Origin of the sequence: Streptomyces sp. NPDC047108 (genome assembly GCF_040643575.1) — a bacterium.
In the GTDB taxonomy this organism is placed as follows: Bacteria; Actinomycetota; Actinomycetes; order Streptomycetales; family Streptomycetaceae; genus Streptomyces.
This window is the reverse complement of record NZ_JBEYUP010000001.1, coordinates 134,006-148,105: the sequence shown is the minus strand read 5'-3', so window position 1 is coordinate 148,105 and position 14,100 is coordinate 134,006. Positions and strand designations below refer to the sequence as shown.

The following is a 14,100-nucleotide window of genomic DNA, read 5'->3' as shown; positions in this document are numbered from 1 at the left end:
GGAATGCGACATGGCACGGCGGCGGCCGTGCACGCGTGTGTCCTTTTCTGTTCAGGCGCCGTACCCCAACTGCCCATTCCCCGACACTTGGGGGGTCGTTTCGTGACACGTATCCGGGTCCTGGTGGTGGATGACCACCGCATCTTCGCTGAATCGCTGGCAGCCGCGCTCGCGGCCGAGCCGGATGTCGACGTGGCGGCCGCAGGGAGCGCGCCCGCGGCGATGCGCTCCCTGGAGCGCGCGGCGACCGAGGGCCGCCGCTTCGACGTCCTGCTGGCCGACGCCGACCTGGGAGGACACGACGCCGTGGTCACCGGTTCCGGCACCGCGGCAGCCGCCGCGGCCGCCGCGGGGCCCGGGCAGCCCGCGGTGAACGGCGCCGGAGACGGCATCTCCCTGGTGACCAGGGCCCGTTCGGTCCAGCCCGGTGTGCGCACCGTCGTGCTCGCCGAGCGCGACGACCCGCGCCGCGCGGCCGCCGCCCTCCAGGCGGGGGCCTCCGGCTGGGTCGCCAAGGACTGCTCGCTGTCCCGGCTCCTGGTGGTGCTGCGCGGGGTGCTGCGCGACGAGACGCATCTGCCGCCGGCCCTGCTGACCGGCGTCCTGCGGGAGTTGACGGCGGCCCGCAAGCACCGCACCGAGAGCGAGCAGCTCGTGGAGTCGCTGACCCCGCGCGAACGCGAGGTCCTGTGCTGCATGGTGGCCGGCCTGGGCCGCAAGGCCGTCGCCGAGCGGCTCTACCTCTCCCCGCACACCGTCCGTACCCATATGCAGAACGTGCTGGGGAAGCTCGGCGTGCACTCCACGCTCGCCGCGGTCGCGCTGGCACGCCGAGCGGGTGTGGGCCCCGCGGACCTAGCCGGGGACGTTGTCGAAAGGGGCGGTCAGCTGGCGTAGCAATCCGGCGAGTTCGGCACGCTGGCCGCGCGACAGCTCGGCCAGGATGGCCCGCTCCTGCTCGAGCAGGCCGGCCAGGGCCTGGTCCGCCCGGTCGCGGCCCTCGGTGGTGAGCCGGACGAGGACACCGCGGCGGTCACTGGGATCGGGCAGCCGCTCGACGAGGCCCTTCTTGGCGAGCCGGTCGATGCGGTTGGTCATCGTCCCGGAGGTGACCAGGGTCTGGGTCAGCAACTGCCCCGGCGAGAGCTGGTACGGGTCCCCGGCCCTCCGCAGTGACGTCAGGACGTCGAACTCCCAGGACTCCAGCCCGTGCTCGGTGAAAGCGAGCCGCCGTGCCCGGTCCAGATGCCGCGCGAGCCGGCTGACGCGACTGAGCACCTCAAGGGGCTCCACGTCGAGGTCAGGGCGCTCCCGGCGCCACGCAGCGACCAGCCGATCGACCTCGTCCTCCATGGCGATCAGTGTAGTAGGTCTGTCGACGTGAAGTCTCTTGACGTCAAGAGACATTCCCGTCAACGTAGGGGGGATCGTCGGCTCGAGGAAGCAATTCCGCTTCCCGCTGTACCAGCAAGGGGAACCATCCATGCCCGCTCCCACATGGGACCCGCAGCAGTATCTGCGCCATTCCGGACATCGCACCCGCCCCTTCCTTGACCTCCTCGCCCGGATACCCGAGCTCCCCGCCGGGGACGCTCCGTCCGGCGCCACCGGCGCCACCGGCGCCGCCCCGGGCGCCGCACCGGAGGGCCGAGGGCGCCCGCTCCGGATCGCCGACCTCGGCTGCGGCCCCGGCAACGTCACCGCCCTGCTCGCCGACCGCTGGCCCGACGCCCGGATCACCGGGTTCGACAACTCGCCCGAGATGCTCGCCGAGGCCGAGGCGGTCGCAGGGCCGACCCCGGGCGGCGGCAGCCTCGACTTCCGCTACGCCGACGCCGCCGGATGGACCCCCGACGCGACCTACGACCTGATCGTCTCCAACGCCGCGCTCCAGTGGGTGCCCCGCCACGCGGAGTCCTTCGCGGCCTGGATCGACGCCCTCGCGCCCGGCGGCATCTTCGCCTTCCAGGTCCCCGGCAACTTCGTCTCCCCCAGTCACGCCCTGCTCGGCGAGTTGTGCGACACCCCGCAGTGGCGCGAGCGGCTGGGCAGCCAGGGGCGGCGGTTCGTCCACATTCTGGAACCGTGGGAGTACCTGACCCGGCTCACCGACCTCGGCTGCGAGGCCGACGCCTGGGAGACCACCTACATCCAGCTTCTGCAGGGCGAGGACCCCGTCCTCGACTGGGTCAAGGGGACCGCGCTGCGGCCCGTCCTCACCGCTCTCGCCGGGGACGAGCCGGCCGTCGAGGAGTTCCTCGGCCAGTACCGCGACCTGCTGCGCAAGGCGTACCCGCCTGGCCCGCACGGCACGGTCTTCCCGTTCCGGAGGATCTTCGCCGTCGCGCGGAAGTACGGGGACGGCCCCGGGCCGGTGGGGGAGCACTGATGCTGAGCGCCATCGATCATGTGCAGTTGGCCGCCCCGGCGGGGAGCGAGGAGCGCTTAAGGCCCTACTACACCGGCGCGCTCGGCATGAGCGAACTCGAGAAACCGCCGGTGCTCGCCGCGCGCGGCGGCTGCTGGTTCGCCCGCGGAGCCGTTCAGCTCCACATCGGCATCGAGGGGGACTTCCGCCCGGCGAGGAAGGCCCGTCCGGGGATCCGGGTCAGCGGGATCGACACCCTCGCCGCCCGCATCACGGCCGCGGGAGCCGTGGTCACCTGGGATACGAACCTGCCCGGGCACCGTCGCTTCTTCTCCGAGGACCCGGTCGGCAACCGCCTGGAGTTCCTGGAGCCGGTCCCCGTCCCGGAGCCGGTCACCGGACCGGCGGCGGAGCCGGAACCGGTCCGCGGGGGTCCCGCCGCATAGGCGGGCCCGGCCTGGGGTCCTAGTTCCGGCGGTGACCTATCAGCCGGGGCTTGGGCTCCAGGCCGTCCAGGCCGTGCCAGGCCAGATTCACCAGATGCGCCGCGACTTCCGCCTTCTTCGGCTTCCGTACGTCCAGCCACCACTGGCCGGTCAGCGCCACCATCCCCACCAGCGCCTGCGCGTACAGCGGCGCCAGCTTGGGATCAAAGCCCCGGGCTTTGAACTCCAGACCCAGAATGTCCTCGACCTGCGTGGCGATGTCACTGATCAGCGACGCGAAGGTGCCCGTCGACTGCGCGACGGGGGAGTCCCGCACCAGGATGCGGAACCCGTCCGTGTACGACTCGATGTAGTCCAGCAGCGCGAACGCCGCCTGTTCCAGCAGCTCCCGCGGATGCCCCGCCGTGAGCGCCCCCTGCACTATCTCCAGCAGCCGGCGCATCTCGCGGTCGACGACCACCGCGTACAGCCCCTCCTTGCCGCCGAAGTGCTCGTACACCACCGGCTTCGAGACCCCGGCCTTGGCCGCGATCTCCTCCACCGACGTGCCTTCGAAGCCCTTCGCGGCGAACAGGGTCCTGCCGATGTCCAGCAGCTGCTCCCGGCGTTCCTTACCGCTCATCCGCACCCGGCGCTGCCGCCGGGTGCCGGACGAAGAGGACCGCGTCTTCTCGCTGCTGTTGTCGATCGCCACCCGTCAATCATGCCGCCTTCGCGGCATCGCTCTCATCCGAGATTCGCGGGGCGCGCTTGGCGTCGATCCGCGCCTGGTCCGGCCAGCGCACGTCGTACGCCCATCCCAGCCGCTCGAACCAGCGGATGATCCGGGCGCTGGAGTCGATCTGCCCGCGCATCACACCGTGCCGCGCGCAGGTCGGGTCGGCGTGGTGCAGGTTGTGCCAGGACTCGCCGCAGGAGAGCACGGCCAGCCACCACACATTGCCCGAGCGGTCACGCGACTTGAACGGACGCTTGCCGACCGCGTGGCAGATGGAGTTGATCGACCACGTGACGTGATGGAGCAGCGCCACCCGGACCAGCGAACCCCAGAAGAACGCCGTCACCGCGCCCTGCCACGACCAGGTCACCAGACCGCCGACCAGCGCAGGGAAGAGCAGCGAGAGCGTCGTCCAGAGCACGAACTGGCGTGAGACGTTCCGCACGGCGTCGTCCTTGATCAGGTCCGGCGCGTACTTGTGCTGCGGGGTCTGCTCCTCGTCGAACATCCAGCCGATGTGCGCCCACCACAGGCCCTTCATCAGCGCCGGCACCGTCTCACCGAAACGCCACGGCGAGTGCGGGTCGCCCTCGGCGTCCGAGAACTTGTGGTGCTTGCGGTGGTCGGCCACCCAGCGCACCAGCGGGCCCTCCACGGCCAGCGAACCGGCGATGGCCAGCGCGATCCGCAGGGGCCGCTTCGCCTTGAAGGAGCCATGGGTGAAATAGCGGTGGAAGCCGATCGTGATGCCGTGGCAGCCCAGGTAGTACATGAACACCATCAGGCCGAGGTCCAGCCAGCTCACCCCCCAGCCCCAGGCCAGCGGCACCGCCGCGATCAGTGCCACGAACGGGACGGTGATGAACAGCAGCAGGGCGATCTGCTCGATCGACCGCTTCTTGTCCCCGCCCAGGGTGGCGGCGGTAACCGGGGTGTCGTTCGCCTTGGGGGCGTCTTCGATCACATCGGGGCTTGTGGTCATACGGCGTCCCTCATCGGACTGGACTTGGCTACGGTTCCGTAACCTACGGCATCGTAAGTATGGCAGGGCTCGGAGCCCGGGCAAGAGGCTGTGGATAACGGCGTGGTGACCGCGACCTATCCTGGTGGCGTCGGACAGCGCGGTCCGCACCCCGCCCATCGTGCAATCCCCTGCAAGGAGCCGCACCCGTGAGCAGTGCCGACATCACCCCCGAGACCTCGGACAACGCAAGTCTGCGGGCCGACATCCGACGCCTTGGCGACCTGCTGGGCGAGACGCTCGTACGCCAGGAAGGACCCGAGCTCCTCGAGCTCGTCGAACGTGTCCGGGCTCTCACCCGTACGGACGGTGACGCCGCCGCCACCCTTCTCCGGGACACCGACCTGGACACGGCCGGCAAGCTCGTCCGCGCCTTCTCCACGTACTTCCATCTCGCGAACATCACCGAGCAGGTCCACCGCGGCAAGGAGCTGCGCGAGCGCCGGGCCGCCGAGGGCGGGCTCCTCTCCCGGACCGCAGACCGGCTCAAGGACGCCGACCCCGAGCACCTGCGCCGCACCGTGGAGCAGCTCGGCGTCCGCCCCGTCTTCACCGCCCACCCCACCGAAGCGGCCCGCCGCAGCGTCCTCAACAAGCTGCGCCGCATCGCGGCCCTCCTCGACACCGCCGTCGACGACGGCGACCGCCGCCGGGCCGACCTGCGCCTCGCCGAGAACATCGACCTCATCTGGCAGACCGACGAGCTGCGCGTCGCCCGGCCCGAGCCCGCCGACGAGGCCCGCAACGCCATCTACTACCTCGACGAGCTGCACCTCGGCGCCGTCGGAGACGTCCTGGAAGACCTCGCCGCCGAGCTCGAACGCGTCGGCATCGAGCTGCCGCCCGGCACCCGCCCCCTCACGTTCGGCACCTGGATCGGCGGCGACCGCGACGGCAACCCCAACGTCACCCCCCAGGTCACCTGGGACGTACTGATCCTCCAGCACGAGCACGGCATCACCGACGCCCTCGAGATGATCGACGGCCTCCGCGGACTGCTCTCCAACTCCATCCGCTACGCCGGTGCCACCGAGGAACTGCTCACCTCGCTCCGGACCGACCTGGAACAACTGCCCGAGATCAGCCCGCGCTACAAGCGCCTCAACGCCGAGGAGCCGTACCGCCTCAAGGCGACGTGCATCCGGCAGAAGCTCGTCAACACCCGTGAACGGCTCGCCAAGGGCACCGCCCACCAGCCCGGCCGCGACTACCTCGGCACCGCCGAGCTGCTCGCCGACCTGACCCTCATCCAGGATTCGCTGCGCGCCCACCGCGGCGGCCTCTTCGCCGACGGCCGCCTCGACCGCACCATCCGCACCCTGGCAGCGTTCGGCCTCCAGCTCGCGACCCTGGACGTCCGCGAGCACGCCGACGCCCACCACCACGCGCTCGGCCAGCTCTTCGACCGCCTCGGGGAGGAGTCCTGGCGGTACGCGGACATGCCGCGGGACTACCGCACCAAGCTCCTCGCCAAGGAACTGCGCTCCCGCCGCCCGCTGGCCCCCACGCCCGCGCCCCTCGACGCCGCCGGCGAGAAGACCCTCGGCGTCTTCGCCACCATCGGCAGGGCCATGCGGCGCTTCGGGCCCGAGGTCATCGAGTCCTACATCATCTCCATGTGCCAGGGCGCCGACGACGTCTTCGCCGCCGCAGTCCTCGCCCGCGAGGCCGGACTCATCGACCTCCACGCGGGCTGGGCCAAGATCGGCATCGTCCCGCTGCTGGAGACCACCGACGAGCTGCGCGCCGCCGACGTGATCCTCGACGAGATGCTGGCCGACCCCTCCTACCGGCGTCTGGTCGCCCTCCGCGGCGACGTCCAGGAGGTCATGCTCGGCTACTCCGACTCCTCCAAGTTCGGCGGCATCACCACCTCCCAGTGGGAGATCCACCGTGCCCAGCGCCGGCTGCGCGACGTCGCCCACCGCTACGGCGTACGGCTGCGGCTCTTCCACGGCCGCGGCGGCACCGTCGGCCGCGGAGGCGGCCCCACGCACGACGCGATCCTCGCCCAGCCGTACGGCACCCTCGAAGGCGAGATCAAGGTCACCGAGCAGGGCGAGGTCATCTCCGACAAGTACCTCGTACCGTCCCTCGCCCGGGAGAACCTCGAACTCACCGTCGCCGCCACCCTCCAGGCGTCCGCGCTGCACGTGGCGCCGCGGCAGACCGACGAGGCGCTGGCCCGCTGGGACGCGGCCATGGACACCGTCTCCGACGCCGCCCACACCGCGTACCGCCGGCTCGTCGAGGACCCCGACCTGCCCGCGTACTTCTTCGCCTCCACGCCCGTGGACCAGCTCGCCGAACTCCACCTCGGCTCCCGGCCCTCGCGACGGCCCGACTCCGGCGCCGGTCTCGACGGACTGCGCGCCATCCCGTGGGTCTTCGGCTGGACCCAGTCGCGGCAGATCGTGCCCGGCTGGTTCGGCGTCGGCTCGGGCCTCAAGGCCGCACGCGAGGCCGGACGCGGCTCCGTCATCGACGAGATGCACCAGCAGTGGCACTTCTTCCGCAACTTCCTGTCCAACGTCGAGATGACGCTGACCAAGACGGACCTGCGGATCGCCCGCCACTACGTCGACACCCTCGTGCCCGACGACCTCAAGCACGTCTTCGCCACCATCGAGGCGGAGCACGAACTCACCGTCCAGGAAGTGCTGCGGATCACCGGGGAGCGCGAACTCCTCGACCAGAACCCGGTGCTCCAGCAGACCTTCCGCGTCCGCGACGCCTACCTCGACCCCATCTCCTACCTCCAGGTCGCGCTGCTCGACCGGCAGAGGAAGGCCGCGGCCCGGGGCGAGGCGCCCGACCAGCTGCTCTCACGGGCCCTGCTGCTCACGGTCAACGGCGTCGCCGCGGGCCTGCGCAACACCGGCTGAAGCCCAGGAACCGCAGGACGGCCGCCCCGCGCCGGCACGGCGCGGGGCGGCCGTCGCAGGGGTTGCGGTCAGCCGCGGCTGCGGGCCCTGCGGCGCAGCGCCAGCACACCGCCGGTGCCGAGGAGCAGCACCGCCGCCACCGACATGCCGGTGACCGAAGCGCCCGTCTCGGCCAGGTCGTCCCCGCCGCCGTTCGGCGACGGGGAAGGAGCCGGAGCGGCCGGCGCGGACGCCGACGGCTCGGACGACGGCCGCGGCGACGGCTTGTCGTCCGGCTTCCCGGACGGCTGTCCGCCCGGCCCGCCACCCGGCGCGGGGCTCTCGTCCCCGCAATCCGTCCAGAACACCTTGTGCTTGGCACGCCCGTGCTCGCCGTCGAACGTCCAGACCAGCTTGTAGTGTCCGTCCGGCAGCGTCAGGTCGGAACTGCGGCCGTGCCCCTCGCCGTCCAGGGTCAGCGAACCCGACCTGGCCTCCGTGCCCTTGGTGCCGGTCGGCGGCATCCCGACGATCTTCCAGTCCACCTTCTGACCGCCGTCGAAGCCGAACGCGTCGAGGTAGAAGGTGCAGACGTGCGGTTCATTGCGGCGGAGTTCCTCGCCGGTGCCCGCATCGTGAATCTTCACGGTCCCGTTGTCACCGGGGGGTGTCGCGTACGCGGGTGAGGCGCCGAGCAGCAGGGAAGCCGCCAGGGCCACCGTCGCGGCACACGCGGAGGAGGAGGTGCGCATGGGCATACCAACTTCTTGCCGGAAGGAGTTGGGGGCGGCGGCTCAGCATCCAGCCACCACTCACCGCTGGTCAAGAAGCGCGACGTCCCGTCCGTGCCCTGGTGTCCCAGCTGTCCCGTAGGTCCTGGTCACGATCCGGCCACCGCGACTCAGCCAACCGGCCGGCCACGACGGGCGTGGACCACCCGACAACCATCGCCACGGTCACAACAGCACAAACGTCACGCCCAGTTGAACCACACCCAGCAGACCCACCACCCACGCCGTACGCCGCATCCGCAGACCACCCGCGAGGACCAGCGCCGACAGCAGCAACGCACCCGCGAACGGCACCCAGGCGTACAGGATCCCCGCCCAGCCCGTCCGCACGACCTCGTCCGTGCCCGGCTTCACCGCGACCAGCAGACGCTCACCCGTCTTGTGCGTCACGGACTTGTCGATGGACACCTTCGGCCGCTCGGTACCCCCGCCGCCCGCCGGAGCGAACGATCCCGTGCACGTCTCCGCGTCGCACCGGGCTATCGTCACCGTGCCCCGCTCGCGGCCCTTCGTCAGCATCACGTGCTGCGCCGTGTTCCACGACGACCACACACCGGCCGTCATCAGCAGCAGCACCACGCCGATCAACAGCACATTCCTGCCCACCAGGAGCAAGCCATAGGCGCTCTCACCGGCACGGCGGACAGGACTCCGTCGAATGCGCATGGTTCTCGCCATGGCCGCGATCCTTGGCCATCCGGAAGGCCCGGGTCAACCTTCCGCATACGCCTTGGGATGGGCTGTCCCGTTAGGAGTTATACGTGCCCTGCGCTCGTTCGAGACCGTCCACGATCAACGTCTCCACCGCGTCCGCGGCCCGGTCCACGAAGTAGTCCAGCTCCTTGCGCTCGACCGAGGAGAAATCCTTCAGAACGAATGCCGCCACATCCATACGGCCCGGCGGACGGCCGATACCGAAGCGCACCCGGTGATAGTCGGGACCCATCGCCTTCGTCATCGACTTCAGCCCGTTGTGCCCGTTGTCGCCGCCACCCTTCTTCAGGCGCAGCACCCCGTAATCGATATCCAACTCGTCATGAATCGCAACGATGTTGCCCAGCGGGATCTTGTAGAAGTCGCGCAGCGCATTGACCGGACCGCCCGACAGATTCATGTACGACATGGGCTTCGCGATCACCACACGGCGGCTCGACGGACCGGGCGCACCCAGCCGCCCCTCGACCACCTGCGCACGCGACTTATGGCTCTTGAACCGGCCCCCCATGCGGTCCGCGATCAGATCCGCCACCATGAAACCGACGTTGTGACGGTTCGCCGCATACTCCGGACCCGGGTTGCCCAGACCCACGATCAGCCACGGGCTGTCCACATCGCTCATCTGCGTCTCTCCTCGACGGACCGGCCACAACGCCCGGACCGCCGCCCCGCACGCACGGCGCGGAGCAGCGGTCGGACGGCCATCTCTTCTTCGGACAGCGGCCCCCGGAACACCCCGGAAGCCTCGCCCGGATCAGTCCTCGGAGGGAGCCTCGGCGGCAGCCGGAGCCTCGGCCTCCTCGGCCTCCTCTTCCTCGGTCGGCTCCTCGGCCTGCGCCGCCACGACCTGGAGGACGACCGCGTCCTCCTCGACGGCAAGCGAGGTGCCCTTCGGCAGGGAGATGTCCTTCGCGAGGATGGAGGCACCGGCCTCCAGGCCCTCGATGGACACGGAGACGCCCTCGGGGATGTGGGTGGCCTCGGCCTCCACCGGCAGCGCGTTCAGCACGTGCTCGAGCAGGTTGCCGCCCGGCGCCAGGTCACCCTCCGTGTGGATCGGGACCTCGACGTTGACCTTCTCGCCGCGCTTCACCAGCAGCAGGTCGACGTGCTCGACGAAACCCTTCAGCGGGTCGCGCTGCACGGCCTTCGGGATCACGAGCTCCTTGCGGCCGTCCAGGTCCAGGCCGATGAGCACGTTCGGGGTCTTCAGCGCGAGAAACAGGTCGTGACCCGGCAGCGTCACGTGGATCGGGTCGTCGCCGTGACCGTAGACGACAGCGGGAACCTTGTTCTCACGGCGGATACGGCGGGCAGCGCCCTTGCCGAACTCCTTGCGGGCCTCACTGGGGATCTTGACCTCAGCCATGCTGCACTCCTCGTAGAAAGCAGATATACGACGGCCGTCACCCGGCCCACGACAGACCTGCTACGAAGAGCGCGCCGATTACGGAGCGCCGCACGTCATGCGTACGGCCTCCCTCGCCGAGCAACTCAAGGAGTCTACCCGGCGGGGAGGCCGCCTCAGAAATCGATCACCAACATCCGGCGCGGACGCGGACAATCACCTACTGACCGTTACGCGATGCTCACGCCTGCTCGTCGAAAAGGCTCGTCACCGAACCGTCCTCGAAGACCTCACGCACCGCACGCGCGATCGTCGGCGCCATCGACAGCACCGAGATCTTGTCGAGCTCCTGCTCACCCGGCGTCGGCAACGTGTTCGTGAAGATGAACTCGCTCACCTTCGAGTTCTTCAACCGGTCCCCGGCCGGACCCGACAGCACACCGTGCGTCGCCGCCACGATCACGTCCTCGGCACCGTTGGCGAACAACGCGTCCGCGGCGGCGCAGATCGTGCCACCCGTGTCGATCATGTCGTCGACCAGGACACACACCCGGCCCTCCACGTCACCGACCACCTCGTGCACCGTCACCTGATTCGCGACGTCCTTGTCCCGCCGCTTGTGCACGATCGCCAGCGGCGCCGCCAGCCGGTCGCACCAGCGGTCCGCCACCCGCACGCGGCCCGCGTCCGGAGAGACGACCGTCAGCTTGTCCCTGTCGACGCGCGAACCGACATAATCCGCCAGCAGCGGCAGCGCGAAGAGATGGTCCACCGGACCGTCGAAGAAGCCCTGGATCTGGTCCGTGTGCAGATCGACCGTAAGAATCCGGTCCGCGCCCGCCGACTTCAACAGATCCGCGATCAGCCGCGCCGAAATCGGCTCACGGCCACGGTGCTTCTTGTCCTGCCGGGCATACCCGAAGAACGGCAGGATCACCGTGATGCTCCGCGCGGAAGCCCGCTTCAGAGCATCGATCATGATGAGCTGTTCCATGATCCATTTATTGATGGGAGCCGTGTGGCTCTGCATCAGGAAACAGTCCGCGCCACGCGCCGACTCCTGGAAACGGACATAGATCTCGCCGTTCGCGAAGTCGAACACCTTCGTCGGGACCAGGCCGACACCGAGCTGATGCGCGACCTCCTCGGCCAGCTCGGGGTGGGCGCGGCCGGAGAAGAGCATCAGCTTCTTCTCGCCGGTCGTCTTGATCCCGGTCACAGCACAGTCTCCTTGCACGCTGAATTGGGTGGGGGATTGTAGGACGCACCCGACTCTTTCACGGTACGCCCCGTACGGATACGCCCGCCTACGGCCGACGCCCTCCTCATGACTCGCCTCGCGGCTCGCCTCGTCACCGGCTGCCTCACCGCCGCATCACTCGCCGTCCGGCGTCTCCCGCGCCGACGCCTCACGAGCAGCCTCCGCCGCCTGGGCGGCCGCACTCCCGGGCCGCTTGCGCGCGACCCAGCCCTCGATGTTCCGCTGCTGGCCACGCGCGACCGCCAGCGAACCCGGGGGCACATCCCTGGTGATGACCGAACCGGCCGCCGTGTACGCGCCGTCCCCGACCGTCACCGGCGCCACGAACATGTTGTCCGAACCGGTCCGGCAGTGGGAACCGATCGTCGAGTGGTGCTTCGCCACACCGTCGTAGTTCACGAACACACTCGCCGCACCGATGTTGGTGTGATCACCGATCGTCGCATCACCCACATACGACAGATGCGGCACCTTCGTGCCCTCACCGATGTCCGCGTTCTTCATCTCCACATACGTACCGGCCTTGGAACGCCGGCCCAGCTTCGTGCCCGGCCGCAGATACGCGTACGGCCCCGCGCTCGCCCCCGCGCCCACCTCCGCGCCCTCCGCCACCGTGAAACTCACCCGCGCGCCCTCACCGACCACCGTGTCCGTCAGCGTGCAGTTCGGACCCACCTCGGCGCCCGACGCCAGATGCGTCGCACCGTGCAACTGCGTCCCCGGATGCACCAGCGTGTCCTGCTCGAACGTCACCGACACATCCACCCACGTCGTCGCCGGATCCACCACGGTCACGCCGCCCAGCATCGCCGCGTCCAGCAGACGCGCGTTCAGCAGCCGCCGCGCCTCCGCGAGCTGCACACGGTTGTTGATACCCAGGATCTCCCGGTGATCGGCCGCCACCGCCGCGCCCACCCGGTGCCCCGACTCCCGCAGAATGCCGAGCACATCGGTCAGGTACTCCTCACCCTGACTGTTGTCCGTCCGCACCTTGCCCAGCGCATCCGCGAGCAGCCGCCCGTCGAACGCGAACACCCCCGAATTGATCTCGGCGATCGCCCGCTGCGCCTCGGTGGCGTCCTTGTGCTCGACGATCGCGGTGACGGCGCCGCCGTCCGGATCGCGCACGATGCGGCCGTAGCCGGTGGAGTCCGGGACGACGGCGGTCAGCACGGTGACGGCGTTGCCGTCGGCACTGTGGACCGCGGACAGCCGGCGCAGCGTCTCGCCGGTGAGCAGCGGGGTGTCGCCGCAGACGACGACCACGGTCCCGTCGAGGGGCCCCGCGTCATCGGACTTCGCCAGCTCCTCCAGCGCCATGCGCACGGCGTGACCGGTGCCGTTCTGCTCGTGCTGCACGGCGGTGCGCACGTCCGGGTCGATCGCGGAGAGATGGGCGGTGACCTGCTCGCGGGCGTGCCCGACCACCACGACGAGTTCCTCGGGGCCGAGCTCGCGCGCGGCGGAGACGACATGGCCGACGAGGGACCGGCCGCAGATGCTGTGCAGGACCTTGGGGGTCGCCGACTTCATACGGGTGCCTTCACCCGCTGCGAGGACGACGACGGCTGCCGGGCGGTTGGCGCTCACGGGTGTGCCCTTCGGCTTCGGGTGGTGGACACTCGCAGGATACCGGGGTGTTTTGCACCGGAAACGAGGCGGGTCCTGACCGCACGGTCAGGACCCGGATATTCGAACCTTAGGCTCCGCTGCCAGGACTCGAACCTGGAATGATGGGACCAAAACCCACAGTGTTGCCAATTACACCACAGCGGATAGCAAGTTAGGCCAAAACGGACAACCGCCTAGATCGTCGAGTTGGCCCCCACCACTATGCCGTACCACCAGCCCTCGATGCGACGGTACAGGTCGGCACTGTCCAGGACGCGCACTCTGAGGCAGCCGTGATAGCCCTCGCCCACGTTCTTCCGCGTGGTCTTCGGATTGTGCTTCTTCAGTGTCGTTTTGAGGAATTTACTCACGGGCGCGCCGGTGGCGTCGGCCCAGTGATTCAGGGCTGCTTCGGTGTCGGCGGATTCGTGGATCATCAAGCTGAACCGCAGGCGTTCGGAGGCGATGCCCAAGAGCCGGAGCCAGGCGAGATAGAGCCTGATCATGTCGGCGTCGCTGTTCACGAAGATGACGCGCTCGCTCGGTTGGTGAGGCTTGCACTTGGCCCCCTCCGACCAGTACAGCCCCACGCCTACGAGGAAGAGCTCCCGGTCTGTCAGGCGGCCGATGTCGCGGGCCGCCCCGAGCTTCGTCTGCTGGCGCTCCACGTTCCGCTCGCGCCGGTGCCGGGTCCAGCGCGCCTCCGCAACGGCGCGGGCGTGCTCCGTGCGCCGCGCCGGACAGTCCGGCTTCGGGAGGTCCCTCACCCACAGCGAGACCGAGCTCTTGGACACCCCCAGCTCGGCCACGATCTCGTCGTACGTCTTGCCCTCGCCGCGCAGTTCGCGGGCGCGTTGCCGCATCTCGGGTTTCGCTTGAACCATGCGTCCATGCTTTGGGGGCGGACGCCCGAATGTCCCGAAAACTTGGGTGGTTCATCAGTTCGAGTGGGGAA

General features: G+C 69.6%; 14 protein-coding genes and 1 tRNA gene. 4 read left to right on the top strand and 11 right to left on the bottom strand.

All coding sequences use genetic code 11. From position 1 onward, the window contains the following. The first annotated feature begins 102 nt into the window (after positions 1-102). Entirely contained in the window at positions 103-897 is a 795-nt protein-coding gene (locus tag ABZ822_RS00635; protein WP_360845278.1) for a response regulator transcription factor, read from the top strand. Here the strand turns inward: ABZ822_RS00635 and ABZ822_RS00630 are convergent. Next, the gene (locus tag ABZ822_RS00630; RefSeq protein WP_360845276.1) at positions 856-1,353 is read right to left on the bottom strand and encodes a MarR family transcriptional regulator; all 498 of its coding nucleotides are present in this window, start codon (positions 1,351-1,353) and stop codon (positions 856-858) included. The two genes, ABZ822_RS00635 and ABZ822_RS00630, sit on opposite strands and share 42 nt — an antisense overlap. 130 nt (positions 1,354-1,483) lie before the next feature. On the opposite strand from ABZ822_RS00630, the gene ABZ822_RS00625 reads away from it, so the two are divergent. After that, positions 1,484-2,389 (top strand): methyltransferase domain-containing protein, encoded by a 906-nt coding sequence (locus ABZ822_RS00625; RefSeq protein ID WP_360845274.1) that lies wholly within the window; start codon positions 1,484-1,486, stop codon positions 2,387-2,389. Then, complete coding sequence (locus ABZ822_RS00620; RefSeq protein WP_360845272.1) at positions 2,389-2,814, top strand: glyoxalase; 426 nt, start codon at positions 2,389-2,391, stop codon at positions 2,812-2,814. The genes ABZ822_RS00625 and ABZ822_RS00620 overlap by 1 nt, the downstream gene beginning before the upstream one ends. A gap of 19 nt (positions 2,815-2,833) precedes the next feature. Here ABZ822_RS00620 and ABZ822_RS00615 read toward each other — a convergent pair whose 3' ends face one another. Both ABZ822_RS00615 and ABZ822_RS00610 read right to left on the bottom strand, forming a co-directional pair. Beyond that, positions 2,834-3,508 carry a TetR/AcrR family transcriptional regulator gene (locus ABZ822_RS00615; protein ID WP_360845270.1) on the bottom strand — a complete coding sequence of 225 codons (675 nt, stop codon included), beginning with the start codon at positions 3,506-3,508 and terminating at the stop codon, positions 2,834-2,836. Between the two features lie 7 nt (positions 3,509-3,515). After that, the gene (locus ABZ822_RS00610) at positions 3,516-4,514 is read right to left on the bottom strand and encodes a fatty acid desaturase (protein WP_360845268.1); all 999 of its coding nucleotides are present in this window, start codon (positions 4,512-4,514) and stop codon (positions 3,516-3,518) included. A gap of 188 nt (positions 4,515-4,702) precedes the next feature. On the opposite strand from ABZ822_RS00610, the gene ppc reads away from it, so the two are divergent. After that, entirely contained in the window at positions 4,703-7,438 is a 2,736-nt protein-coding gene (ppc, locus tag ABZ822_RS00605; protein ID WP_360845266.1) for a phosphoenolpyruvate carboxylase, read from the top strand. A gap of 68 nt (positions 7,439-7,506) precedes the next feature. Here ppc and ABZ822_RS00600 read toward each other — a convergent pair whose 3' ends face one another. From ABZ822_RS00600 to ABZ822_RS00565, 8 genes are all read right to left on the bottom strand, one after another. Next, on the bottom strand, positions 7,507-8,169 hold the full coding sequence (locus ABZ822_RS00600; RefSeq protein ID WP_360846885.1) for an LPXTG cell wall anchor domain-containing protein: 663 nt from the start codon (positions 8,167-8,169) through the stop codon (positions 7,507-7,509). 204 nt (positions 8,170-8,373) lie between these two features. After that, positions 8,374-8,886 (bottom strand): hypothetical protein, encoded by a 513-nt coding sequence (locus ABZ822_RS00595; RefSeq protein ID WP_360845264.1) that lies wholly within the window; start codon positions 8,884-8,886, stop codon positions 8,374-8,376. 70 nt (positions 8,887-8,956) lie between these two features. Continuing rightward, entirely contained in the window at positions 8,957-9,547 is a 591-nt protein-coding gene (gene pth, locus ABZ822_RS00590; protein WP_360845261.1) for an aminoacyl-tRNA hydrolase, read from the bottom strand. 132 nt (positions 9,548-9,679) lie between these two features. Further along, positions 9,680-10,294 (bottom strand): 50S ribosomal protein L25/general stress protein Ctc, encoded by a 615-nt coding sequence (locus tag ABZ822_RS00585; protein WP_360845258.1) that lies wholly within the window; start codon positions 10,292-10,294, stop codon positions 9,680-9,682. Between the two features lie 220 nt (positions 10,295-10,514). Further along, positions 10,515-11,492 carry a ribose-phosphate diphosphokinase gene (locus ABZ822_RS00580; RefSeq protein ID WP_360845255.1) on the bottom strand — a complete coding sequence of 326 codons (978 nt, stop codon included), beginning with the start codon at positions 11,490-11,492 and terminating at the stop codon, positions 10,515-10,517. Positions 11,493-11,648: 156 nt separating this feature from the next. Next, positions 11,649-13,124, bottom strand: a complete 1,476-nt coding sequence (gene glmU / locus ABZ822_RS00575) for a bifunctional UDP-N-acetylglucosamine diphosphorylase/glucosamine-1-phosphate N-acetyltransferase GlmU (RefSeq protein ID WP_360845252.1) — start codon at positions 13,122-13,124, stop codon at positions 11,649-11,651. 114 nt (positions 13,125-13,238) lie between these two features. Further along, positions 13,239-13,310 (bottom strand) — tRNA-Gln (locus ABZ822_RS00570). A 29-nt stretch (positions 13,311-13,339) separates the two neighbouring features. Further along, positions 13,340-14,029 (bottom strand): hypothetical protein, encoded by a 690-nt coding sequence (locus tag ABZ822_RS00565; protein WP_360845249.1) that lies wholly within the window; start codon positions 14,027-14,029, stop codon positions 13,340-13,342. Positions 14,030-14,100: the final 71 nt, after the last annotated feature.